General features: G+C 40.9%; 20 protein-coding genes. 9 read left to right on the forward strand and 11 right to left on the reverse strand.

The window, feature by feature from the left end; translation table 11 throughout:
• The first annotated feature begins 120 nt into the window (after positions 1 to 120).
• Positions 121 to 1,131: an NAD-dependent epimerase/dehydratase family protein gene (locus tag ACDG22_RS03710; protein ID WP_270668991.1), complete on the forward strand. Its 1,011-nt coding sequence runs from the start codon at positions 121 to 123 to the stop codon at positions 1,129 to 1,131.
• A complete protein-coding gene (locus ACDG22_RS03715) occupies positions 1,122 to 2,096 on the forward strand; it encodes a phosphatase PAP2 family protein (RefSeq protein ID WP_007566060.1) in 975 nt (324 codons plus the stop codon). The genes ACDG22_RS03710 and ACDG22_RS03715 overlap by 10 nt, the downstream gene beginning before the upstream one ends.
• A 9-nt stretch (positions 2,097 to 2,105) precedes the next feature.
• On the opposite strand, the gene dusB is transcribed toward ACDG22_RS03715, so the two are convergent.
• The 3 genes from dusB to ACDG22_RS03730 all read right to left on the reverse strand — a co-directional run bounded on the left by dusB (position 2,106) and on the right by ACDG22_RS03730 (position 8,009).
• Positions 2,106 to 3,092, reverse strand: coding sequence for a tRNA dihydrouridine synthase DusB (dusB, locus tag ACDG22_RS03720; RefSeq protein ID WP_270668993.1), 987 nt, complete (start codon positions 3,090 to 3,092; stop codon positions 2,106 to 2,108).
• Positions 3,093 to 3,258: 166 nt separating this feature from the next.
• Positions 3,259 to 4,893 (reverse strand): RagB/SusD family nutrient uptake outer membrane protein, encoded by a 1,635-nt coding sequence (locus ACDG22_RS03725; protein ID WP_177593086.1) that lies wholly within the window; start codon positions 4,891 to 4,893, stop codon positions 3,259 to 3,261.
• Between the two features lie 14 nt (positions 4,894 to 4,907).
• A complete protein-coding gene (locus tag ACDG22_RS03730; protein WP_370858779.1) occupies positions 4,908 to 8,009 on the reverse strand; it encodes a SusC/RagA family TonB-linked outer membrane protein in 3,102 nt (1,033 codons plus the stop codon).
• A 241-nt stretch (positions 8,010 to 8,250) separates the two neighbouring features.
• Here ACDG22_RS03730 and ACDG22_RS03735 point away from each other — a divergent pair, with 241 nt between their 5' ends.
• Positions 8,251 to 9,468 carry a transposase gene (locus ACDG22_RS03735; protein WP_370858780.1) on the forward strand — a complete coding sequence of 406 codons (1,218 nt, stop codon included), beginning with the start codon at positions 8,251 to 8,253 and terminating at the stop codon, positions 9,466 to 9,468.
• A gap of 368 nt (positions 9,469 to 9,836) precedes the next feature.
• Complete coding sequence (locus ACDG22_RS03740) at positions 9,837 to 11,099, forward strand: peptidase U32 family protein (RefSeq protein ID WP_007570290.1); 1,263 nt, start codon at positions 9,837 to 9,839, stop codon at positions 11,097 to 11,099.
• Between the two features lie 279 nt (positions 11,100 to 11,378).
• Here ACDG22_RS03740 and ACDG22_RS03745 read toward each other — a convergent pair whose 3' ends face one another.
• The 8 genes from ACDG22_RS03745 to ribD form a co-directional block, all read right to left on the reverse strand.
• Positions 11,379 to 12,605, reverse strand: coding sequence for an anaerobic sulfatase-maturation protein (locus ACDG22_RS03745; protein WP_022124804.1), 1,227 nt, complete (start codon positions 12,603 to 12,605; stop codon positions 11,379 to 11,381).
• A gap of 43 nt (positions 12,606 to 12,648) precedes the next feature.
• On the reverse strand, positions 12,649 to 13,479 hold the full coding sequence (murI, locus tag ACDG22_RS03750) for a glutamate racemase (protein WP_177593088.1): 831 nt from the start codon (positions 13,477 to 13,479) through the stop codon (positions 12,649 to 12,651).
• Positions 13,480 to 13,586: 107 nt separating this feature from the next.
• Positions 13,587 to 14,135, reverse strand: coding sequence for an OmpH family outer membrane protein (locus tag ACDG22_RS03755; protein ID WP_007570296.1), 549 nt, complete (start codon positions 14,133 to 14,135; stop codon positions 13,587 to 13,589).
• 80 nt (positions 14,136 to 14,215) lie between these two features.
• Positions 14,216 to 14,728 carry an OmpH family outer membrane protein gene (locus tag ACDG22_RS03760; RefSeq protein WP_022124805.1) on the reverse strand — a complete coding sequence of 171 codons (513 nt, stop codon included), beginning with the start codon at positions 14,726 to 14,728 and terminating at the stop codon, positions 14,216 to 14,218.
• 117 nt (positions 14,729 to 14,845) lie between these two features.
• Entirely contained in the window at positions 14,846 to 17,485 is a 2,640-nt protein-coding gene (bamA, locus tag ACDG22_RS03765; RefSeq protein ID WP_270212900.1) for an outer membrane protein assembly factor BamA, read from the reverse strand.
• Between the two features lie 3 nt (positions 17,486 to 17,488).
• Complete coding sequence (locus ACDG22_RS03770) at positions 17,489 to 18,226, reverse strand: isoprenyl transferase (protein ID WP_007570301.1); 738 nt, start codon at positions 18,224 to 18,226, stop codon at positions 17,489 to 17,491.
• A gap of 21 nt (positions 18,227 to 18,247) precedes the next feature.
• Positions 18,248 to 19,705: a DUF6242 domain-containing protein gene (locus tag ACDG22_RS03775; RefSeq protein WP_007570302.1), complete on the reverse strand. Its 1,458-nt coding sequence runs from the start codon at positions 19,703 to 19,705 to the stop codon at positions 18,248 to 18,250.
• 133 nt (positions 19,706 to 19,838) lie between these two features.
• Entirely contained in the window at positions 19,839 to 20,873 is a 1,035-nt protein-coding gene (ribD, locus tag ACDG22_RS03780; RefSeq protein ID WP_270230375.1) for a bifunctional diaminohydroxyphosphoribosylaminopyrimidine deaminase/5-amino-6-(5-phosphoribosylamino)uracil reductase RibD, read from the reverse strand.
• Between the two features lie 34 nt (positions 20,874 to 20,907).
• Here ribD and prmC point away from each other — a divergent pair, with 34 nt between their 5' ends.
• The 5 genes from prmC (at position 20,908) to ACDG22_RS03805 (ending at position 24,164) form a co-directional block, all read left to right on the forward strand.
• The gene (gene prmC, locus ACDG22_RS03785) at positions 20,908 to 21,750 is read left to right on the forward strand and encodes a peptide chain release factor N(5)-glutamine methyltransferase (protein WP_204482950.1); all 843 of its coding nucleotides are present in this window, start codon (positions 20,908 to 20,910) and stop codon (positions 21,748 to 21,750) included.
• Positions 21,747 to 22,226, forward strand: coding sequence for a regulatory protein RecX (locus tag ACDG22_RS03790; protein ID WP_270212897.1), 480 nt, complete (start codon positions 21,747 to 21,749; stop codon positions 22,224 to 22,226). Before prmC ends, ACDG22_RS03790 begins: the two co-directional genes overlap by 4 nt.
• Positions 22,210 to 22,899 carry a ComF family protein gene (locus ACDG22_RS03795; RefSeq protein WP_022124810.1) on the forward strand — a complete coding sequence of 230 codons (690 nt, stop codon included), beginning with the start codon at positions 22,210 to 22,212 and terminating at the stop codon, positions 22,897 to 22,899. The genes ACDG22_RS03790 and ACDG22_RS03795 overlap by 17 nt, the downstream gene beginning before the upstream one ends.
• Positions 22,900 to 22,998: 99 nt before the next feature.
• The gene (pyrE, locus tag ACDG22_RS03800; RefSeq protein ID WP_007570314.1) at positions 22,999 to 23,634 is read left to right on the forward strand and encodes an orotate phosphoribosyltransferase; all 636 of its coding nucleotides are present in this window, start codon (positions 22,999 to 23,001) and stop codon (positions 23,632 to 23,634) included.
• A gap of 104 nt (positions 23,635 to 23,738) precedes the next feature.
• The gene (locus ACDG22_RS03805) at positions 23,739 to 24,164 is read left to right on the forward strand and encodes an SRPBCC family protein (protein WP_007570316.1); all 426 of its coding nucleotides are present in this window, start codon (positions 23,739 to 23,741) and stop codon (positions 24,162 to 24,164) included.
• Positions 24,165 to 24,171 lie beyond the last annotated feature (7 nt).

A 24,171-nucleotide genomic window follows, 5' to 3' on the forward strand; every position in this document is an offset into this window, starting at 1 on the left:
GAATAACCAGCCTGATACAACAACTGTTTCTTTCACAAAGTAAACAAAATAAATGGAATAAAGGAGCAATAACTCGCTATATTTTAAGGTAGAAAGGTGAGAAACTATTATCTTTGCCGCATGGAGAAAAAAGTATTGGTAACCGGAGCAAGCGGCTTTATCGGAAGCTTTTTGGTAGAAGGAGGGCTGGAGCGCGGTATGCAGGTATGGGCTGGTGTACGTAAGAGCAGTAGCAGGAAATATTTGCAAGATAGCCGTATCAGTTTTGCTGAGCTTGATTTTACTGATTCCGACCGTTTGGAAGAACAATTGAAGCAACATAAACTGGAGTATGGTGGATGGGATTACATCATTCATTGTGCAGGGGTGACGAAGTGCCGTGACAAAGCAGATTTTGAAATAGGTAATTATTGGGCCACTCGTCATTTTATTGAAACATTGATGCGTTTGGAGATGCTTCCCGAACAATTCATTTATATCAGTTCGTTGAGTATCTTCGGACCGATAAGGGAAAAAGACTATTCTCCCATTTGTGAACAAGATACGCCTTGCCCTAATACAGCTTATGGGGTAAGTAAGCTGCATTCGGAAGAATACTTGCAGAAGCTGAAGGATTTTCCGTATGTCATATTCCGTCCGACAGGAGTTTATGGTCCTCGGGAGAAAGACTATTTCCTGATGGTCGAATCGATTTCCCGTCATGTTGATTTTGCTGCCGGATTTCGTCGGCAGGATATAACATTTGTGTATGTCAAGGACCTGGTTCAAGCTGTATATCGCGCTATTGATAAGAAAGTAGTGCGCAGAGCTTATTTTGTAAGTGACGGATATGTATATAATAGCCGGACATTTTCTGATTTAATCCAAAAAGAGTTAGGCAATCCGTGGTTGATACGTTTTACATGTCCGTTGGCTTTGCTTAAAGTAATATCTTTCTTTGCTGAAAACATAGCCCGACTGTTTCATAAATCGAGCACATTGAATCTGGATAAGTATAAAATAATGAAGCAGCGTAACTGGCAATGTGATATTACTCCATTGGAAAAAGAATTAGGCTATCGGGCAGAATACCCGTTAGAGAGAGGTGTAAAAGAGATTATTGCATGGTATAAAAAGGAGAAATGGCTATAAAATTGTTTGAACGTGTAGATAGTGGAAGGGGATTGTTTGCAGTAGAAACAATTAGCTTGATATACAATGCTTTAACATCTTTGCTGATTTTATTGCTTTTTCCTCGTATGGATCATCCGGGCATGATGCTGCTGGAGCGTCTGGGTATTGTTATTCTGACGTTTGTCCTGATATTTCTGTATCAGGCTTTTCCCTGTCGTCTGACGGCTTTTGTCCGTATGGCTGTACAGATGAGTCTGCTCGCTTACTGGTATCCGGATACGTTTGAGTTTAACCGTCTGTTCCCTAACCTGGATTATTTATTTGCTCATGCTGAGCAGATATTGTTTGGCTGTCAGCCTGCTGTTGAATTCAGCAAGCTCTGTCCTTCCATATGGTTCAGTGAACCTTTCAATATGGGCTACTTCTTTTATTATCCGATGATACTGGTGGTAGTGGTATATTATTTTCTGAACCGGTTTGAATGGTTCGAAAAGATTTGTTTCGTACTGGTTACCTCATTTTTCATTTATTATTTTGTCTATATAATGTTACCCGTAGCAGGACCTCAGTTCTATTTCCCGGCTATCGGGATGGATAAGGTAAACGCCTGCATTTTCCCTGCTATTGGGGACTACTTTAATACCAATGATTATCTGATACCTGGTCCGGGCTTTGAGCACGGTTTCTTCTATCAGCTTGTCGAGGCTTCACAGGAAGTTGGAGAACGTCCTACCGCAGCTTTTCCCAGTTCACATGTAGGAATATCTACTATTGTAATGATAATGGCATGGCGTGTAAACAAGAAACTGGCTTATGTGCTGGCTCCTTTCTATATTCTTCTTTGCTGCGCTACTGTATATATTCAGGCGCATTATCTGATAGATGCCATCGTAGGTTTTGTATCGGCATTCTTTGTTTACCAGCTTGCTACATTGATGTATAAAAGATGGTTTATCTCACCAGTTTTTAAGCTGATGGGATAAACTGTTCTATTATTCTCCTCCGAAAGTGCTTTCTATATGATCGAGTATTCCGTTCAGCTCCGGCAATGTTTCTGCGCGAAGCATGGCTATACGTGTATCCTTAAAATTAGGAATGCCTTTAAACAATGGAGATGCAGCCAGATGACGGCGGACATGAAGAATACCCCGGCGTTCGTCGAGCAGATTGACACTCTCTTGTACTTCACGGCGTAAGACGTCCATTTTCCATTTGAATGACAAAGGAGGAAGTTCTTCTCCAGTTTTCAGGTAATGTTTTACTTCTTTGAATATCCATGGGCGTCCGAAGCTGGCACGGCCTATCATAATGGCATCCACTCCGTAACGGTCGAAGCATTCTTGTGCACGCTGTGGAGTTGTAACATCGCCATTACCGATAATAGGAATATGCATACGTGGGTTATTCTTGACCTCACCGATCAGTGTCCAGTCGGCTTCACCTGTATACATTTGTGCTCGTGTACGTCCGTGTATGGTTAAAGCTTCGATACCACAGTCTTGCAGCTGTTCTGCCAGTTCGACGATGATTTTGTGTTCCGCATCCCATCCCAGACGGGTCTTTACCGTTACCGGAATTTTTACGGCATCAACAACAGCCTTGGTTATCTCCAGCATTTTCGGAACATTCTGCAACATTCCGGAACCAGCTCCTTTACCTGCTACACGTTTTACCGGGCAACCGAAATTCAAGTCCAGAATATCTGGATTGGCTTGTTCCACAATACGGGCAGCTTCTACCATGGTATCAGTATCTTTCCCATATATCTGAATGGCAACAGGACGTTCTGCATCACTGATGTTCAGTTTTAACATGGTTTTTCCAACTGAGCGAATCAAGGCATCGCTCGATACAAATTCGGTATATACCATGTCTGCTCCAAATTCTTTGCACAGCAAGCGGAATGCGGGGTCTGTCACGTCCTCCATAGGAGCAAGCAATACAGGCTTGTCGCCCAGATCAATATTTCTTATTTTCATCGTAATGTTTTATAGGGTTTCACTGCAAGCAGTGCAGGTAAAAATTTGAGTACAATTATAAACAGATTGTTGAATATCGCTGCAAAATTAATAAATAAAAGAAATCCTCCCAAACCGGAAGGATTACCTTTCGTCTGGGAGGATTAAGTATTGTTTGAACTACCACTTATCGGTAGATGCTCAATTTAGGATGATCGTTGTACAGATTTTGATTTTGCAGTTCTTCTTTTTCTGTGATACGGAACAGGTAATATTTGCTGTTCACTTCGAAATCAGAACCGTCAGGGAACTTCAATGTAGGATGTCCGCTGATAAGCATACAATTTTTTTCTTTATACTCGTCACTTGCATCTTCCGGAGCTAATATTACATCACCGTTTTCATCCAGTTTTGGAGTTCTTATTTCCTGACCTTTGCTGTCGTGTGTAATATCTGCCATTGCGTACTTCTCAAATTTCTTACGTTCTACTGATTGCTGGTTGCGGATGATATCGGTCAGTGAGAAACCTTCTCCCCACAGCTCTTTACGGCGTTCCAGCCAGATTTCTTTCAACAGTTCATCACCAGTAGCGGTAACGGCTGGCGATTCGAATCCCTCTTTCATGCGGGCATCACGAAGTTCTTTCAGAAGTGTCTGTGCTTCACCAGTTTTTCCACTGATATGTGCAGCTGCTTCTGCCTTGATCAGGTACATTTCTGCCACACGCATCATGATGACATCTCCTAACATATTATTGATATCAGCGAACAGGAATTTATAGTTAAGCATGGCACACTCGCCGTAACCTGTATTCAAGCCCCATTTAAACAGATCTCTACGGTAGTCATTTTTATCAAACAGTTCCTTGAAGTAAGGGTCTGTGTTGAAGTTTGTATAACCACCACCTGGAGTTGTTGTATCTTTATAATAGAAGTTATAAGCTGGAAGGTTATCATCCAACGTACAAGAGTAGCCCCACATCCATTCTTTGTTCAGTGCGTTGTTGAAACCTGACTTGTATTCCGCTTCGCTCATCAGGTAGCTATTTTTCAGTTTCATAGCTTCATCTGCATATTTGTATGCATCTTCCCATTTACGTGCATATAAGCTTGCACGTGCTCTCAGACCGGTTACAACAGTATGGTCGATTTTGTACTGATCTGTTGCATTCGAACCGCGATTGTAATCTTCCGGAATCAGGTCGTAACCCCATTTCAAATCGTTTAATGCCTGTTCGTATACTTCCGATACACTTGCAGCCGGCTTTCCGGTTGTCGCCATATCGTAGTCGGTTGGTTCTGTATAGATAGGTACACAAACAGCATCCGGATCTTTATCGATAGCGAAAGAATAATGGCTTGCCAGTAACATGTACAAGAAACCACGAGTAGCATAAGCTTGTCCCTTGATGCGATTCTTTTCTGTCTGATCTCCTGAAATACCGTCGATATTTTTGATAACAGCATTACAGTTGTTAATCGGGTCGTAAACCATGTCCCACATTACATCGTTTATTTCTCCACGTCCGTAACCATTGGTCAGATTATAACTGGAAGAATAACCATAGCTGGTTGTTCTTACGACATCCGAACCTGCAAAATCATCATTGATCATGATAGCTCCATATCCGATAGATGCGTAAGTAGAACCGGAATTAAAGATATAGTTCCAGGATCCTCTGATTACACGGTCAGCGTTTTCCAGATTTTTGAATACAGCATTTGCTTCAAGTGAAGTTGTAGGAGCTGTATCTAGGTCACAGGCTGTTACAGAGCAAGCAGCCAGTGCGGCAAGGCATATATTTTTATAATTGAATTTCATATCTAGTCTATTTATTAAAGGGTTACATTAATACCAAATGAGAATGTTTTCATTGCCGGATAGCGGTATGATACGACACCGCTGATAGGCTGTTCAGGATCAAGACCTTGCTGGTGACTGAATGTCAACAGGTTCTCTCCCTGAACGAAGATGCTGGCATCTTTCAGTGTGGCAAAATGTATCCAGTTTTTAGGCAAAGTATAGCTTAATGTAACAGTTTTCAAACGCAGGAATGAGCGGTTTACCAACCAGCGGCTTGAACTGCTTGTGAAATAGCTTGTCTGGTTGTACGACAGACGTGGGATGTCTGTGTATCGGTTTTCCGGTGTCCAGCGGTTCAGCATATCTTCACTCATAGAGCTACCGTTTCCACCTTTTACGCTCATCATGCTAATCTTGTCGTTGTTATACAGCTTACCTCCGATTGCATAAGAGAACAGCATAGATAATGACAGGTTTTTCCAGCTAAGATCTGACTGGAAACCACCACTCAACTTAGGCAGTGAGCTGCCTACCTTCACCTTATCGTCCGGTGTCAGGCTAGAGTAGTCTTCGGTTACCTGACGGCTGCCATCTTCTGCGGTGTAATACCACTGTGGTTTACCGTTTTCCGGATTTACACCAGCCCATTCATACAACCAGAAATCATATAATGAGCCACCTTTTACCCATTTCTTTGAGCTCTGCCACATAACATCGGTTGGCAGTTCTACGATTTCATTCTTATAAGTAGTTGCATTCAAGCTCAGTTTCCAAGTCCAGTCTTTTGTCATAACTGGAGTACCACTGATTGTAAATTCCCAACCATAGTTCTTCAGTTTACCGATGTTGGCATCGATACTTGAGAATCCACTTGAAGGAACCAGGTCGCGGGCAAACAACAAATCTTTAGAAGAACGTTGGAAGAATTCGATAGTACCGTTCAAACGGTTGCTCCAAAATCCAAAGTCCAAACCTACGTTTAAGTTCAAGTTTGTTTCCCAGCTCAATTCCGGAGTTTCCAAACGTGATGCGTGCAGAGTAGACTCACCCAGTGAGCTGCCGATTGAATAGAGAGCCTTATATGCATAGTAACCTACATTGTCATTACCTTGTGCACCGTAACTTGCACGAAGGGTCAGGTTGCTCAGCCAGTTATTGCTTGCTTCTTCCAGGAATTTCTCACGTGAGATTTTCCATGAACCTCCGAATGACCAGAAAGTACCCCAGCGATGATCCGGATGGAAACGTGAAGAACCGTCGGTACGAACTGAAGCCGATACAAAATATTTGCTCTTATAAGAATATTCGGCACTTCCGAAGAAACTCAGCAATTTGTACTGGTCGCTGTTTCCACCGAAGCTGCTCAATGTAGAAGCTACATCTGGTTCAAAATAACCGTCAGTAATGACACCCGTTCTTGATCCGCTGAAATTTGATGTGTTAAATTCGTAATATTCCTGACCTGCCATCAGACGAACATCATGGTCTTCTTTGAAAGTATGGTTCCAGTTGATAACGTTGTTGTATGTCATACCGGTAGTACGGTCGTTTCCTTTTTCTACACTACCTGTCAACGGTTGTTTACCGTAGGTTGGGTTGTTGTAGTTGTGAGTAAACTTGCTGTCATAGTCAATGTTCAAAGACATTTTGTAGCTTAAACCTTCGATCGGGGTAATTTGCAAGTAACCACGTATAGATGCAGCATCACGCTTGTACTCTTTCTTGTCGTACAGCATAGACTGTGCGAAGTTATAACCGTTGTATGAACCTTTACGGTAAGTACCATAATCGTAAACACGGTTTCCATTTTCATCCAGGATATATTCTCCTGTTGTCATATCACGTTCATAAACAGGATAGAAAGAAGGAATGTCGCGTGCCGCCAATACAATATTGCCGATAGCTGTATCATTCTGCTTCGGGTAATTTTGTATAGAATGGCTGGCTGCTACATTCAGTCCGACCTGTAACCATTTACGCAGATCGGTTGTGATGTTAGAACGCAAGTTGTAACGCTTGAATCCTGAACAGATGTAAGCACCCTGATCGTCCAGGTAGCCTAAAGAAAAATAATATTTAGTTTTTTCACTACCTCCTGAAACACTTGCGTTTAAGTCGGCGTAGTGTGCATTCTGCGACAAAGCATCTTCCCAACTGTCGTTCCACAGAGGAGTTGCGCCGGCTACAATTTTTCCGTCTGTTCCTACAGGCTGCGGATAATTTGTTCCGTAAGGATTAATACCCAGACCTCCTGTTTGTGTAGTAGCAACGATAGAAGAAGCTTTTTGTGCTGCTTCAACAGGGTCTGATCCGTTGTCAATATAGCTGTTGCGCAAAGCTTCCCATTGCAGCATAAAATAATCGTTTGTACTCAACTGGTCGTAATCGCGTACGGCACGGCTTGAGAAACCATATTTTGCTGATAACTGAATTGTCGGAGCAGAACCGTTCTGTCCTTGCTTCGTTGTAATCATGATAACACCGTTTGCTGCACGAGAACCGTAAAGAGAGGCAGCAGCGGCATCCTTCAGAACTGTAACTGAAGCGATATCCTGTGAAGAAATAGAAGACAATTTACCATCATACGGAACACCATCGACTACATATAACGGTGTCTGAGATGCATTGGCAGAACCTACACCACGAATGTAAATGTTAGCATCTTCTCCCGGCTGTCCGCTTGTAGAGAATGACTGCAAACCTGCTACTGTTCCCTGTAATGCTTTTGATACACTTGAAACCTGTGAAGCTGCTACAATTTTCTTGTCGATAACGCTGGCAGAACCTGTAAAAGTAGATTTTTTGGCAGTACCATATGGCACGGCAATAACTACTTCTTCCATGGCTATAGAAGATTCCTTCAAATCAACGTTGATGACTTTTTGTCCTTTTACCGGCATTTCTACGGTTTCATATCCGATGAATGAGAACACCAGTGTGCTTTTTGCTTCAACTTGTAGTGAATAACTACCGTCTATGGAGGTAATTGTACCATGTGTTCCTCCTTTGACTGCCACTGTTACTCCCGGCATCTCTTCGCCGTTGGCCGTAACTTTTCCGTTCACAGTAATTTCCTGTGCGTAAGTCGCTACACAGATTAGCAAGCTGCATAGCAGTGATAAGAATTTACTCATAAATCTCTCTCTTACAATACTTCGGTAAATTTTTACCGAAAAATTAAAAGTTAAACAATAGAACCGGCAAAAGCTGGTTCGGAAACACTAAAGAGGTCATTGAAATGTTGTCAAAAACGAATGGTTAAGCATGAAGAAATGTGCTGAAAAAAGAGAGCTAACCTGCTGATAATAAAGGTAAAAAAGTATTGCATAATTCGTTATTTCTTAGTAAATTAGAAGTCTCTGAACTCTTCTGATTATGACTAAAGAAACACTCCTTATGCAATACCAATCCGAGTGCCTGTCGGCTCTCAAATCAGTAGCGAATATACACAAACCTTTTGAAAAAGCATTCATGGACACCATGAAATTATTCATGGCCATCCCGGATCGTATAAATTTCCTTCAATTGGGCAGATATGGCTGTTTCTCAGAACAGACTTATCGTAACCTTTTTGAGCATGAAACTTTCGACTGGTTTGCGTTCAACGGATCTATCATCAGCAAGCATCTCACAGGCAAAAGAAAAGCCATTGCCATCGACCCTTCCTATATTCCCAAATCAGGCAAGAAGACACCTTGGATAGGTTACTTCTGGTCCGGTTGTGCAGGAGAGTACAAGCGAGGATTGGAAATCATGGGCATCGGTGTCATTGACATCGACAACCATGAATGCATGACTTTAGGTTCCATTCAGACACCGGATTGTAAGACCTTGGATAATATGGACAAGAACCTTGTTGACTGGTACAGCTGCTATCTTATCAGCAGAAAAGACAAGCTGCAAAGCATATCCAAAACGGTGGTTGCAGACGCATTCTTTTCCAAGAAAACTTTCGTAACGCCTATGTGTGAGAACGATTTCCATGTCATCAGCCGCTTTAGGAATGATGTTGTCCTGTACTATCCGACATTGGAAAAGAAAACAGGAAAACGTGGTCATCCCAAGTGGTTTGACGGCAGGATTGACTTTGCCAATCTGGATTTGACCCGGTGCAAGGAATACGAGGTGAACAAAGGAAAGCTATACGGATTGAGGGTTTATGCTAAAGCTTTCAAAAGGTATGTTTCCTTAGCCATCTGGTATCCGATGGACGGAAGAACAGACAAGTGGCAACTTTATTTCTCTACAGACGATTCCATGGATGGACGTGAGGTGCTGGATTATTACAGAACCAGGTTCCAGTTGGAATTTTGCTTTAGAGATGGCAAGCAGCATGCAGGAATCACCAGCTGCCAGTCTACCGACTTCAGGAAATTGGATTTTCACTTCAATGCATCGCTTGCTGCTGTCAACTTGGCCAAAGCGGCATGTAAGAGGCTCGGAATAGCCTATTCCATATCCTCCTGCAAGTCATTCATACACAATGCTTATATGCTTGAACGATTTATTTGCGTGTTTGGGATTAGCCCAGACCCGCAAGTTATTGACAAACTTTTCAAAGAACTCATTTTATTTACTGCCAGAGCCGCTTAGGCTTGGCGAATTTTTAACGAACTATTGTCTCTTAATGATTTTGGGTTAATATAATTTTTCGGTTCTTTCTTAGCTTATGCCTTATGTTTTCTTGTTTTCATCTCAATGAAAACATTGATACTTTTTTTAAAGGTTTTTGTGTCTTTTTGCCTTATGTTTTTTGTCGAACGACAAAAATATAAAATAATTTATATAAGATGTAATAAAAAGTAATATTTTTTGTTCGTTTTTCTACTTTCTGCATACTGACACTATATGTATGCTTTATTTATGTACTGTTTTAGAAAGATCGTTCAGGGGTTTCTGTCCGCTTGTTCGTGTGTTTGCCGGAAATTCGTTACCTTTGCATCCGAAATCAATAAGAAAAGATGAATTACTCAATAAAGGACTTCGAAATTATGGCACCGGTCGGCTCTCGAGAGTCGCTGGCTGCGGCTATTCATGCAGGAGCAGATTCTATCTATTTCGGCATTGAAAGCCTGAATATGCGTGCCCGTTCTGCAAATACGTTTACTGTTGATGACTTGCGTGAGATAGCGAAAGTATGTGACGAGAATGGGGTGAAAAGCTACCTTACGGTAAATACTATTATTTATGATGAGGATCTGGCTCTGATGCGGAAAATTGTAGATGCTGCAAAAGAAGCCGGTATCAGCGCTGTGATTGCTGCCGACGTAGCTGTCATGGCATACTGTAATCAGATAGGACAGGAGGTACATTTGTCTACTCAGCTGAATATCAGTAATGCGGAAGCTTTGAAATTTTATTCGCAGTTTGCCGATGTAGTAGTCTTGGCCCGTGAATTGAATCTGAAGCAAGTACGTAAAATTTATGATGCTATTCAGGAACAGCATATTACGGGACCTATGGGGCAGCCTGTACGTATCGAAATGTTCTGTCACGGAGCTTTGTGTATGGCCGTATCGGGTAAATGTTATCTGAGCTTGAATGAATTGAATGCTTCGGCAAACCGTGGAGCTTGTATGCAGGTATGCCGTCGTTCGTATATTGTGAAGGATAAGGAAAGCGATATCGAACTGGAAATAGATAACCAGTATATCATGTCGCCCAAGGACTTGAAGACTATTCATTTCATGGATGAGATGATAGAGGCTGGAGTGCGGGTGTTCAAAATCGAAGGTCGTGCACGTGGACCTGAGTATGTACGAACTGTAGTGGAATGTTATAAGGAGGCTATACGCTCGTATCTGGAAGGTACTTTTACAGAAGAGAAGAAAGCTGACTGGGATACTCGTCTCAAGACTGTATTCAACCGTGGATTCTGGAACGGTTATTATCTGGGACAACGTCTGGGTGAATGGAGCAAGAACTATGGTTCGGAGGCTACCGAACGTAAGGTATATGCCGGACGTGGTATCAAATATTTCTCGAATATCGGGGTAGCTGAATTCCTGATCGAAGCTTCCGAAATAAAAGTTGGAGATAAACTTCTGATTACAGGTCCTACTACGGGAGCCATGTATGTTACTTTGGAAGAAGCACGTGTTGACCTGAAACCGGTAGATGTGGTAAAGAAGGGGGTACATGTTTCGTTTAAGGTACCCGACCGTATTCGTCCTAGCGACAAGCTTTATCGTATAGTTCCTGCCGATGAGTTGAAAAAGAAATAATTTCTATTATTATCACATTGCAATATCCTCTTTATACATTATTCTCCAATGAAAAAAGTATAAAGAGGATATTTTATTTTTTTCTGTGCATACTTTGCAAAAAACAACAGCATCTTTTACTGAAAACATCGAGAATTTTTAATTTTTTTTGTACGAAGGTTCGTCGAGTTTGTACAAAAAAAACAGGGCTCATGCCGACATTGTGAAAGGAACTTTGTCATCTAAGTAGCATGAGCCCGTTATATCTTTATTAGTGAATGATAAGTCTTTCGGCCTTGGTTATAATGTGCCTTTTCTGATAGCTTCCATGATATTGGCAGGTGGACGCTGAGCCAATAATTCTTTTTTCATAAAATCCATGTAAGGAGCTACATGGTCGAAATACTGATAGTAACCTTTGCATAAGTAATTTAGCCCGGTTTCTCCGGAAGCTGTTTTGCAAAAACGGTTTTTGGGACATTCTCCGTTGCATGCAAAGAGATACTGACATTCCTTGCATTGTGTCGGCAGTTTCTCAGATTTATCCCGGCCGAACTGTAATTGCTTTTCACTGTACATCATTTCTACCAGCGATTTTGAATAAATGTTTCCTAATTTGTACTGTGGAAATACGAAGTGGTCGCAAGCATATACATCGCCGTTGAATTCGATTACTCCGGCATGGCCACAATTTTTTGCCAAAGAGCAAACTCCAGGTTGCTCACCTACCCAGTTGGCAAGTGTAGCATCGAATAATTGTATAAAATATTCGCCGACATCATTTCGTACCCATTCATCGAAAATGGTACAGAGAAAGTTTCCCCATTGTTCGGGAGTAACGGAAAAATCGGTTACGGTTTCTGTTGCTCCTTCCTCTACCGAGGCTAGATAACGCCCGTCGGAATGTTGGAATATACGCTCTACGATGGGAGTAAACTGTATGTATCGGCACCCTATTTCCTTAAAGAAGTGATAGAAATCGAGCGGATAGTCAGCATTGAAATCATTTACTACTGCAAGTGCATTCCATTCTACCTGATGTTTGTTTAACAGGTTGATACCTTGCATTACTTTTACAAATGAAGGTTTTCCCTGCTTGTTCTTCCGGTATTCGTCGTGAAACTCCTGCGACCCGTCAATAGAAACACCTACCAGCCAGTGATTGTCGTGGAAAAAACGGCACCAGTCATCGGTCAGGAGAGTTCCGTTGGTCTGAATACAGTTGTCGATTGTTCTGCCTCCTGCATATTTTCTTTGTAAGGCAACTACCTTCTTATAGAAGTCGAGTGGGCGCATCAGTGTTTCTCCACCATGCCAGGTGAAGAGGACTTGTGGCATAGTCTGGCTTTCGATATATTCTTTGATAAACTTTTCCAATAGTTCATCTGTCATTATCTGCCTGGGGTTGTCCTGGTAAAGTTTAGCCTTCTCCAGGTAGTAGCAGTAATGGCATGCCAGGTTGCAAAGAGAACCCACTGGTTTTGCCATGATATACATCGGGCGTGCAAACGGGGCGAATGTGTTCATTATTGTATGATCTTAGGTTAGGAATGATTCTATTTATCAGGTATTATTCTAGTGTAATACTTTTTACATGTACTTTCTGATGCAGGAAGATGGATGCTGCTTCCTGAAACTTTTCAACAGATTCGGTTGTGAGAAACTCACAGGTTCCGCCTGCTGTGCAACGTGTTCTTATCTCCGAGTGACGGTGGAGGTAATCTTTTAAACTGGCTGCTACGTATTCTCCTTGAGCTACCAGACGGATATGTGGGGGAGTGAACTGGCGTATTTTCTCTATCAGCAAGGGATAATGTGTACAGCCTAAGATGATGGTATCTATTTTCGGATCTTGTTCCAAAAGTTGATTAATATATTCCTGTACAAAATAATCTGCTCCCGGAGAGTTGAATTCGTTGTTTTCCACTAGCGGAACCCAAAGCGGACAGGCTACACCAGTGAGTTGTATATCCGGAAAGAGCTTATGCAGTTCTATCGGGTATGACTGGGATTTTACTGTTCCGGCTGTGGCAAGCAAGCCAACATGGCGCGAAACTGTGATGTCACCGATACATTCTGCTGTAGGACGGATTACTCCCAAAACTCTACGGGTTGCATCTATATGTGGAAGATCGTTTTCCTGAATACTTCTCAGGGCCTTTGCCGAAGCAGTATTGCAGGCCAAAATGACTAATGGACAGCCTAAATCGAACAGCTTGCGTACAGCTTGCAGTGTAAACTCATAAACAACTTCGAATGATCTTGTTCCGTATGGGGTACGGGCATTGTCCCCCAGATAGATATAATCGTACTGAGGCAGTAATTCACGGATTTTATCAAGGATTGTCAGCCCTCCATATCCGGAATCAAATACTCCGATTGGTCCTGTGGCAGAAAGCATGGATATGACTTGATTAAGTGTGAAAAAATAATTGTCATTGACCTCACCCTTTTGGCTGGAGTGAGAGCCAATGACAACTTTATTTTGTTACGTTGAAAACGTATTTCTTATTGAGCAGGAGCTGCTGCTGGTGCTGCTGCAGGAACAGCTGTCAGGCTGATACCTAATTTTGTTTTGATATCATTTGTAACGTCCTTAGACATAGTGTCGTTGATGTAAGGAATATCTGTACGGTTCAGGTCGAACACATAAGTATAACCACCTGCTGCACCGATTGCTTTTACTGCATCTTCCAGTTTCTTATAGATAGGTTCCATCATATCTGCATAAGCTTTTTGCAACTGCTGCTGTGCATCTTGCTGGAACTGCATTCCTTTGTCAGACAGCTCTTGTAATTCTTTCTGACGACGTTCCTGGATATTTTGTGGAAGAGTTTTCTGTTCTTGTTGATATTCAGCAAACTTTTTGTTGAATTCATCAGAAGCACGTTTGATTTCGTCTTCATACTGTTTCTGCAATGCCTGAATGTCTGTCTGAGCTTTTGTATATTCTGGCATCACAGGGATAATGTCCATAGACTTGAAGTGTGCGAACTTCTGTGCGAATACGCTCATAGGAGCGATAAGTAAAAGTAATAAAGCAATTTTTTTCAACATAATCTTATTATTTCTATTTGTTATTAATTTATTTCCGTTTTTTATTTGCTGTCTTTCTTAGACTTTGCAAAAGTATAAAATTAATTTGAATATCCTAATTTAGCGAGCACTTCGTTGCTGATGTCTATACGTGGAGAAGCAAAAATCATGCTTTGTGCTGATGCTCGGTCGATTACTGCATCATAATTTTTCTGTGTTGCAATATCTTTAATAGCATTGTATATGGCATCCTGAATAGGAGTAATCAGTTCCTGACGTTTTTTCATGCCTTCACCTTCGGGACCAAAATACTTTTTCCGTAAATCTGCTGCTTCTTTTTCTTTGGCGATAATGGCATTTTCTTGTGCGGTTTTTTGAGTAGCTGATAAGTTAGAAGCGTTTTTCTGATACTCATCATACATTGTTTTCGCTTCTTGAGCTTTAGCTTCTACTTCACTTTGCCATTGTTTTGACAGGCTTTCCATTTGCTGGTTCGCTTGTTCATAGGCAGGGATTTGTTTCAGGATATACTCCATATCCACCAAAGCAAATCGCTGAGCTTGTGCTGCTATACTGCACACGAGCAATGCTGCTAGAAAGAAAACTTTTTTCATAAGCAATGTTGTTTTTAAATGTAATGAAGAATGATAAATGAAGAACTGGCTGTTAGCCATGGCTTTGGATTCTTCATTTCTCATTCTTCTATTCTTCATTAAATTGGTTTGTCTGTATTAGAACTCTTGTCCGATGATGAAGTGGAACTGGCTTCCGCTATATTGAGTAGAACCGTTGATCTTATCGAAACCATAAGCCCAGTCAATACCCATCATACCAATCATCGGCAGGAAGATACGTACACCTACTCCGGCAGAACGTTTCAACTGGAACGGGTTGAAGTTACTTACATCATTCCAAGCGTTACCTGCTTCTACAAATCCCAAAGCATAGATACTTGTTGAATTTTCCAACATCAACGGATAACGTAATTCAGCTCCCAGGCGGATGTAAGCATAACCTTCACTACCGTACGGAGTTAAAGATCCGTTTTCGTAACCACGCAATGCGATTGTTTCTGAAGCGTAGTTGTAACTATATCCTGTCATACCGTCACCACCTACATAGAATGTTTCAAACGGTGAGCGTTTGTATTTGTTGAAGTGTCCCAGAATACCAAACTCTGTACGTGTCATGATAACCGGACATTTCTGGATATCCATCAGGGCTGTATAAGTTTTTGCTTTGAATTTCCATTTGTGGTATTCAATCCACTTATACATGCTGGCTGCTTCATCATAATTATTCTTTCCATAAGTAGAATAATCTTTCTTACTGAACAGTGAGTAAGGCGGAGTAATCTGCAAAGAAGCGCTGAATTCAGAACCGTAACGCGGGAATATCGGGTTATCGGTTGAGTTACGTGATAATGTCAGGTTCAGGCTTAAGCTGTTACAGTTACCGGTATTCATGTACTGTCCGTTGTTCAGCATGATATACAGATAGCTCCAGTCTTTCAACATGAATCGCTGGTAAGATAATTCTGCCATTAATGTAAAGTAGTCGTCCGGCCAGCGTAGACGTTTACCCCAACCTAATGACAATCCGAACATCTTAATAGACTTGTCAGGGTCGTAATATGATTCGTAATTGTCATAATAACCACCATAGTAGTTTCCATATCCACTTAAGTAGTTATAGTAGTTGTTCATATATGCAGAGTTGTAATACTGACTGCTGACGTCTGTCTGTACAGAGTAGAATGCTGATACAGACAATGAATTAGGACGTTTTCCACCAAACCAGGGATCAAGGAATGATATACTGTATGACTGGTAGTACTGTCCGTTGGTTTGTCCACTGATGGTCAATGTCTGACCGTCACCTTGTGGAAGGAATCCACGGAAGTTATCATTCTTGCGGAACAAGTTTGCAAATGAGAAGTTTGTAAACTTCAAACTCAATTTACCAATAATACCTGTTTGTCCCCAACCAGCTGAGAATTCTACCTGGTCGTTTGCTTTTGATTCAAGTCCCCAGTTAATATCAACTGTTCCATTTTCGTAATTTGGCTGAACATCTGGTTTGATATTTTCCGGATTGAAGTGTCCCATCTGTGCAATTTCACGGTAAGAACGTTCAAGAGCTTCTTTACTGAACAAGTCTCCCGGACGGGTACGAAGTTCACGGCGGACTACATTTTCATACAATCGGTCGTTACCGTTGATACGTACATGACTGATACTTGCCTGTGGACCTTCTACGATACGCATCTCCAAGTCGATAGAGTCACCGTCGATATTAACTTCTACCGGATCAAGGTGATAGAATACGTAACCACGGTTGTAATAATTGTTACCGATAGCATCTTCATCGTTACTGATACGGTCGTTCAACAGTTTCTGGTTGTATACATCTCCTCGCTTCATTCGAAGTTGTTCATTCAGGAGGTCTGAAGGATAAACTGTATTACCTACCCATGTAATATCTCGCAGATAATATTTGTTACCTTCATAAATCTTCATGTAGACATCTACTGTCTTTTCATCATAGGGAGCAACGCTGTCTATCTCGATGATTGCATCACGATATCCCAGCTCATTATATTTGTCTATGATCTTCTGCTTGTCTTCTTGGTATCTTTCATCGATGAACTTCTTGGCACGGAATAAGTTGACCAGTTTTCCTTTTTCATTGGTCTTTTTCATAACGCGCTTCAATTTCTTGTCTGTCAGTACACTGTTGCCATCGATTGTAATCTTGTGGACTTTTACTTTATCTTTCTTATCGATGTTTACATCAACATATACCTGTTCCTTGTTTGCAGGATCTTCGCTTTCTACAATATTGATTTCTGCGTTTTTGAAACCTTTATCATCGAAATGTCTTTTGATAATGATCTTTGCACGGTCTATCAGGTTAGGAGTAACCTGGCTTCCTTTTGCCATACCCAATTTTGCCTGCAAGTCTTCACGTTCGCTTTTCTTTACTCCGTGGAATCGGATATCAGTAATACGTGGGCGTAAAGACAAATGGATATACAGATAGATTTTATTGTCTTCTATTTTTTCTGCTGTGATTTTAACATCAGAGAATAACCCGTGACGCCAGTAGCGTTTGATAGCACTGGTAATGTCATCACCCGGTACAGTGATTGTCTGTCCTACGGCAAGTCCTGAGATTCCAATCAAGACATAGTCTTCGTAGTTTTCAATATCTGTAACTTTTATGTCGGCAATTTCATACTTTTTGGGTGTTCCATTATACAAAATTACCGGCTGGTCGTTTTCTGTTTTGTTATTTTCTTGTGCATTAACAGTTGAATAGCTGAAAATGCAAGCCAAAGCCAATAGAATGATAGAAAGACAGTATCGCATTTTTTACTTCAATATTTGTTCACTTGTTTTGCCAAATCGGCGTTCTCTTCGTTGATAATCACAGATTGCTTTACATAATTCTTCTTCCTTGAAGTCAGGCCAGAATGTATCGCAAAAATAAAGTTCGGAATAGGCACATTGCCATAGCATATAGTTACTGAGGCGGATTTCTCCTCCTGTCCGTATCAGCAGGTCGGGATCAGGCATAAAGTTGGTTGCCAGATATTGGCTGACCGTTTGATCGGTTATATCATTTATATTCAGCTCTCCACAAGCCACCTTCTCTGATATTTCTTTGACTGCTTTGGTTATTTCCCATTTTGAAGAATAACTCAATGCCAATACCAGACACATACCGGTGTTTTTTGAAGTTCGTTGTACACATTGATTCAGACGATTCAGTACATCGGCTGGTAATTTTTCAGTTTCTCCAATAATACGGAAACTGATATTGTTTTTCATAAAGGTTTCTTCTTCGATAGAATCTATCAGAAGACTCATTAATGCTGCTACTTCGTCTGCTGGGCGATTCCAGTTCTCGGTAGAAAAAGTATAAAGTGTGAGATATTTTACTCCCAGATTTGATGCTTCTTCTGCAATGACATGAACAGTTTCTGCACCCGCCTGATGTCCGAGCGAACGAACTAGTCCTCGCTGTTTTGCCCATCGCCCGTTTCCATCCATGATGATGGCGATGTGGGCGGGGATTCGTGTCTTATCCACTTGGTCTTTATATAGCATAGCTTTCGGATTATAAATGTATTATTCCCATTTAGGAAGGAATCCAAAATGGTTAATTCGTCCTCTACTCATGTATCCGTTGTTCCAGATTATCCAAATAAAGTTATCTTTGTCAACAACACACGAATAACTTCCTTCACCCTTAACTTTTCCTCTGTTATACAATTCTACGAAAGATGTACCTTCTGTAGCAAATGTCATATCTTCTTTAACGGTTTCCCATGTCAGACCGTTATCTGTAGAACAGAAGAGTGTACTGAACGGATTCTTATAGTCTGTATAATCTTTACTTGTAATTTCACCGCCGAATACATATAGCTTCTTGTTATAATAAATCAATGAAGGATCAACAATATTCGGGCATCTGAAGGTGTCTGCTTCTTCATAATTATAAGTGCTCCATGTATTATCGTTTGTCAGGCGTGTAGAAACGATACCAGAACCATCTGCTTTTTCTGTATTATATCCCATAACGACAGCACGGGTCAGGCTGGTATTGTAAGAAACCGGAATATTTACCGATAATGTTCTTGTACCTTTGCTAGGAAAATCTGTTATATTATAATTTTCTGTTGTTCCACTATTGGCTTGTACATCATATATATACGATTCATCTTTGGCAGTGCGTGCATATAACAGATTGTCTATGCCAGCAAGAAGTTGAGACAAATTAGAAACCGAAGATGCTTCGCAACCATTATCTGTCAGTTTATACAAAACCTGTTCTACGAGGAAGTAAATATTACCTTGGCAAAGTGTTGCAGAGTAAGTATCTGTAGCATCAGGCAAATTAATTGTTGTCCATGATGTTCCAGGCGTTCCGTTTGAAACAGACGTGTATTCAACTACCTGTTTGCCATTCTGTGTAGTTCCGAATACATAAATCTTATCATTGGCATAAACTGCTTTTTGTTTGATTAAAGTGCCGGAAGTAAATCCTGCTCCGATGGGTTCTTTTGTCCATTGTAAAGAGTCAGGTTCCTGATTGTGAACATTGATTTTTACACGATAAGCCTTACCCATTACGCCGCTATAAGCCAAAACTTTGAAAGAAAGTCCTTCTGTTGGAGCAAATGCAAAGTTGATAGAATCGCTTGAAGTCCAGAGAGTGTCTTTGGCTTCAGCTCCTTCTGAATCGATTTTACCATACAGAATGTAATCAGTGTCAGCTGTGATTTTTGTGAGCACTCTTGAGATATCAGTTCCAACAGGAAGTGAATCTTTATTCTCAATGGTTCTCATAGCCTGATTGATGGTGAAAGGATAATTTGCCATGGAAATGGTATCCGTATATGTAGAATCTTCTCCTTTCGAGTCTTTTCCAACTCTCTTGACATGCAGTGTACCAAGTGAGAATGAAGTAATGCTTGTTTCAGAACTATAAGTAACCTGCTCAATATCATTGTCCAGACATGAAGTCATTGCAGACATTGTGACGAGTAAGCTAACTAGCAGTATGGGTAAAAACTTTATTTTCATTTATAAAATTGTCTTTGATTACAAGTTGCAAAAGTAGAAAGTTTTTTTTCGAATAGGAACTTTTATATCAAGTTTTATATAAAATTATGGATAAGCGTAACTTTTTTATCTGTGAATTGGCATATTTTTGTGCTTATTTTTCATAATGAATGATGGTGTTTTTATCTTTTGACAAAACCTGTTTGCCATATCCTGCAGGAACAACAGGGTGTTTTACTCCTTTATGGAGTAGTGCTTCAGAGTATTCTATATAAATTTCATCCCATATTTCTTCGTCAATAAACGATTGCAAGAGTTGACTGCCTCCTTCTACGAGTAATGACTGAAGTTTGTTTTCGTATAATATTTGTAATATTTGTGGCAGAATATTCTGATTGAAATCCAGTTTGTAGTAAATAATATTTGTCGTCGATTCTTTTTCTAAAGCTGTAAATACCCATGTCGGGGTCTTACCGTCGAATAATTTTAAGTTCAAAGGTAGAGTCAGCTCTTTATCTATAACTAGTCGGATAGGATTTTTACCATACCAGTTGCGTGTTGTGAGTGAAGGGTTATCCAGTAAGGCTGTTTTACGTCCGACCAGGATAGCTTGATGTTCTGCCCGTTGCTTATGTACATACATAGATGTTATTGGAGTAGAAAGTATAACAGGCTGGCCGCTTTCACGATTCACATCAATAAATCCGTCTGCCGATTCTGCCCATTTTAAAGTTATGTATGGGCGTTTCTGGATATTGAAAGTTACGAAACGTTTTATTAATGCCCGACATTCATTCTCCAGAACTCCGACTGTTACCTCGATTCCGGCATCTCTTAATTTCTGTATACCTCTGCCTGAAACAAGTGAAAAAGGATCGACACATCCTACTACTACGCGAGGAATTCCTTTACTTATAATTAAATCGGCACAAGGAGGTGTTTTCCCATAGTGAGAGCATGGTTCCAGACTGACATAGATGGTAGACTTTTTAAGCAAACTCTCATCTTTTACAGAACGGATTGCGTTGACTTCGGCATGGCCTTCTCCGCAACGTACGTGGTAACCTTCACCGATAATATGATCGTTGCAGACAATTACGGCTCCTACCATTGGATTTGGTGCAGCATTGCACATCCCGTTACGCGCCAGTTGTATGCAGCGGCGGATATATTTTTCATCTTTTGTCATATTCGGTTTGTTTTTTATTCTTACATTTGTACCTATGCATCCTATTTATACTTACATCAGGCAGACGCTTGCAGGAGTTTACCCGGAAGAGGAAACAGCGGCATTAGCAAAGTGGATATTGACAGATGTATTTTGTCTGTCCACCACGGAACTCTATGCGGGCAAAGATATGAATTTTTCTAAGAACGAGTGTGACAGGCTGGAAGATATTCTTTCCCGCCTGAAACGATATGAACCTTTACAATACATATTGGGTAAGGTCGATTTTTGTGGATTACCTTTTGAAGTGGCTCCTGGAGCCTTAATCCCCCGGCCCGAAACTGCTGAACTGATAGACTGGATTATCTCGGATTACACAGATAAAGCCGGAGTACGGATTTTGGATGTAGGAACGGGTAGTGGCTGTATTCCTATCGTATTGGGCAAAAAATTAAAAGACAGTAAAATAACTTCATGGGACGTGTCAGAAAAAGCATTGGATATTGCTCGGCGGAATAAACTTCTCAACCAGGTTGATATCACTTTGGCTCAAGTCGATATATTCGATACTGCGTTACCGGATATTCATGTCGATGTTCTGGTGAGCAATCCTCCGTATATTACAGAGAAAGAACGTAGCGGGATGGAGCGAAACGTATTGGATTGGGAGCCTGAACTCGCTTTGTTTGTTCCGGATAGTGATCCGCTTTTATTCTACCGACGGATAGCAGAAGTAGGTTGTGACATTTTAGTTTCAGGTGGTACTTTGTATTATGAGATTAATCGGGCATATGGCAAAGAAACAGTGCAGTTGCTTGAAGGAATGGGGTATCAATCTGTAGAATTAAGAAAAGATATGTTTGGCAACGACCGTATGATAAAAGCATTCAGACCATGAAAGAATATACCGAAGATGAATTGAAATATAAAGCCGAAGCATATTGCTCAACGGCCGAACATTGCCCTTCTGAAGTAATATCTAAGTTGAATCTTTGGGGAGCCGATGATGTAGTGACAGAACATATTCTGGAGCATTTGAAAAAAGAACGTTATCTGGATACTCAGCGCTTTTGTAAAGCTTTTGCTCGCGATAAATATCGGTTTGCGCGTTGGGGTAGGATGAAAATTGCTCAGGCACTTCGTCAGAAGCAACTTTCTTCGGAAGATATTGCTGCAGGTCTGGATGAAATAGACGAAACCGAATACTGTGAGAACTTGAAAGAACTGTTGCGTCAGAAGAGTAAAACTGTTTCGGGGAAAAACGAATACGAACGCAATACAAAACTTATTCGTTTTGCTGTAGGCAGAGGGTTTACAGTAGATGAGGTGTTGCGCTATATTAAACAGAAAGATCCTGATGAATTTATGGACTGACATACGGGATTTCCTTTTTCCTCGCTTATGCCTGTCGTGTGGGAAGAAACTCTTGCAAAGCGAAGACGGACTTTGTATATCCTGTTTTTCGTCATTACCATATACGCATTTAGGTAATACTTCAGGCAATGAAATGGAGAAATGCTTTTGGGGACGTTTTCCGGTTGTTCGTGCTTCTTCACTTTTTTATTATGCAAAAGGAGGAGATGTGGCTCAGATTTTATATGCCATGAAATATCATGCGCGGAAAAAACTTTGTTGCAGGATGGGTGAATATATGGCTGGAGAATTGTGTGATTCCGGCTTTTTTGAAGGAATAGATTATCTGCTTCCGGTTCCTTTGTTCTCTTCCCGATTGCGTCAGCGAGGATATAACCAAAGTGAGCTTCTGGCGCGGGGGATATCATGTGTAACGGGTATCCCTCTCTGTACAGATGCAGTAGTGCGCTCTCGTAATAATGCGACTCAAACCCACAAAAGCGGTTATGCACGTTGGCAAAATGTAGACCGGCTGTTTTTGCCTACACCCCATGCTGCAAACTTGCATGATAAACATATTTTGCTGGTTGATGATGTTCTTACTACAGGAGCTACGCTGGTAGCTTGTGCCGACGCACTGCTTGGAGTGGAAAATATAAAGATTAGTGTGTTGACTTTGGCATGGGCCCGATGAACAAAATGATTTCTTTAACTAAAAAAGATACACATATATTTCCTAATCACGTAGGATTTACATAATTTTGCACCAACGTTTATCAGATATATTAAGGTTATGAAAGCTTTGGAAAGATTATTTGCAGAAAAATTGCTGAAAGTAAAAGCCGTAAAGATTCAGCCGGCTAACCCGTTTACTTGGGCTTCTGGTTGGAAATCGCCTATTTATTGCGACAACCGCAAGACTTTGTCTTATCCAGCATTACGTAATTTCGTGAAGTTGGAGCTTTGCCGCGTTATTCTTGAAAAGTTTGGTGAGGTAGACGCTATTGCCGGCGTAGCAACAGGAGCTATCGCTCAGGGTGCTTTGGTGGCAGAAGAATTGAACCTCCCGTTTGTATATGTACGTTCAAGTCCAAAAGATCATGGACTCGAAAACTTGATTGAAGGTGAACTTCGTCCGGGTATGAAAGTTGTTGTAGTAGAAGATTTGATTTCTACAGGTGGCAGCAGCTTGAAGGCTGTTGATGCTATTCGTCGTAATGGATGCGATGTTATCGGTATGGTAGCTTCGTTCACTTACGGTTTCGATGTATCAGCAGAAGCATTCAAGAATGCAAAAGTAGAGCTGGTTACATTGACCAACTACAATGCAGTGTTGGATGCAGCTTTGAAGACTGATTATATTGACGAACAGGATATACCGGTTCTTCAGGCTTGGAGAGAAGATCCTGCACACTGGACTGGAAAATAATTGAAATTAAATAATTATACTGAGCACGGATTACACGGAGTGCACGGTTTTTGTCAGCAAACCGTGTTTTCTGTGTAATCCGTGCTCTTTTTTTATAAAAGATTATGGTACAATTTGAAAGCACAGTAAAACATATACCTTATAGCCAAGAGCGGGTATATAATAAATTGTCGGATTTAAGCAATCTGGAATCAGTGCGCGACCGTCTGGATATGATGAAAGATAAGTTGGGTGGTAAAATAGAGGACTTGTCTTTCGACCGTGATTCATTAACATTAAAAGTACAAGGTATCAATTTGACATTGCGTATCATCGAACGTGAACCGATGAAGTGTGTTAAGTTCGAAGGCGACAAAACTCCTGTTCCATTGAATTTATGGATACAAATACTTCCGGTAACAGAAGCAGAGGCTAAAATTAAAGTAACCATTCGTGCCGAAGTGAATATGTTTATGAAAGCTATGATTTCTAAACCGTTGCAGGAAGGAGTAGAAAGACTGGCGGATATGTTAGCTATGATACCTTATTAAAAAATAG

It is taken from the genome of Phocaeicola coprocola, from assembly GCF_041333015.1.
GTDB classification, from domain to species: Bacteria; Bacteroidota; Bacteroidia; order Bacteroidales; family Bacteroidaceae; genus Phocaeicola; species Phocaeicola coprocola.

Bases quoted from the DNA above. Each gene is read 5' to 3' on its own strand.
- ACDG22_RS03745 (WP_022124804.1), bottom strand. From the start codon at position 12,605: ATGAACACATTCGCCCCGTTTGCACGCCCGATGTATATCATGGCAAAA.
- ACDG22_RS03775 (WP_007570302.1), bottom strand. From the start codon at position 19,705: ATGAAAATAAAGTTTTTACCCATACTGCTAGTTAGCTTACTCGTCACA.
- ACDG22_RS03805 (WP_007570316.1), top strand. From the start codon at position 23,739: ATGGTACAATTTGAAAGCACAGTAAAACATATACCTTATAGCCAAGAG.
- ACDG22_RS03770 (WP_007570301.1), bottom strand. From the start codon at position 18,226: ATGCTATATAAAGACCAAGTGGATAAGACACGAATCCCCGCCCACATC.
- pyrE (WP_007570314.1), top strand. From the start codon at position 22,999: ATGAAAGCTTTGGAAAGATTATTTGCAGAAAAATTGCTGAAAGTAAAA.
- ACDG22_RS03755 (WP_007570296.1), bottom strand. From the start codon at position 14,135: ATGTTGAAAAAAATTGCTTTATTACTTTTACTTATCGCTCCTATGAGC.
- ACDG22_RS03795 (WP_022124810.1), top strand. From the start codon at position 22,210: ATGAATTTATGGACTGACATACGGGATTTCCTTTTTCCTCGCTTATGC.
- ACDG22_RS03790 (WP_270212897.1), top strand. From the start codon at position 21,747: ATGAAAGAATATACCGAAGATGAATTGAAATATAAAGCCGAAGCATAT.
- ACDG22_RS03740 (WP_007570290.1), top strand. From the start codon at position 9,837: ATGAATTACTCAATAAAGGACTTCGAAATTATGGCACCGGTCGGCTCT.
- dusB (WP_270668993.1), bottom strand. From the start codon at position 3,092: ATGAAAATAAGAAATATTGATCTGGGCGACAAGCCTGTATTGCTTGCT.
- ribD (WP_270230375.1), bottom strand. From the start codon at position 20,873: ATGACAAAAGATGAAAAATATATCCGCCGCTGCATACAACTGGCGCGT.
- ACDG22_RS03710 (WP_270668991.1), top strand. From the start codon at position 121: ATGGAGAAAAAAGTATTGGTAACCGGAGCAAGCGGCTTTATCGGAAGC.
- ACDG22_RS03715 (WP_007566060.1), top strand. From the start codon at position 1,122: ATGGCTATAAAATTGTTTGAACGTGTAGATAGTGGAAGGGGATTGTTT.
- ACDG22_RS03725 (WP_177593086.1), bottom strand. From the start codon at position 4,893: ATGAAATTCAATTATAAAAATATATGCCTTGCCGCACTGGCTGCTTGC.
- ACDG22_RS03760 (WP_022124805.1), bottom strand. From the start codon at position 14,728: ATGAAAAAAGTTTTCTTTCTAGCAGCATTGCTCGTGTGCAGTATAGCA.
- ACDG22_RS03735 (WP_370858780.1), top strand. From the start codon at position 8,251: ATGACTAAAGAAACACTCCTTATGCAATACCAATCCGAGTGCCTGTCG.
- ACDG22_RS03730 (WP_370858779.1), bottom strand. From the start codon at position 8,009: ATGAGTAAATTCTTATCACTGCTATGCAGCTTGCTAATCTGTGTAGCG.
- murI (WP_177593088.1), bottom strand. From the start codon at position 13,479: ATGCTTTCTGCCACAGGACCAATCGGAGTATTTGATTCCGGATATGGA.
- prmC (WP_204482950.1), top strand. From the start codon at position 20,908: ATGCATCCTATTTATACTTACATCAGGCAGACGCTTGCAGGAGTTTAC.
- bamA (WP_270212900.1), bottom strand. From the start codon at position 17,485: ATGCGATACTGTCTTTCTATCATTCTATTGGCTTTGGCTTGCATTTTC.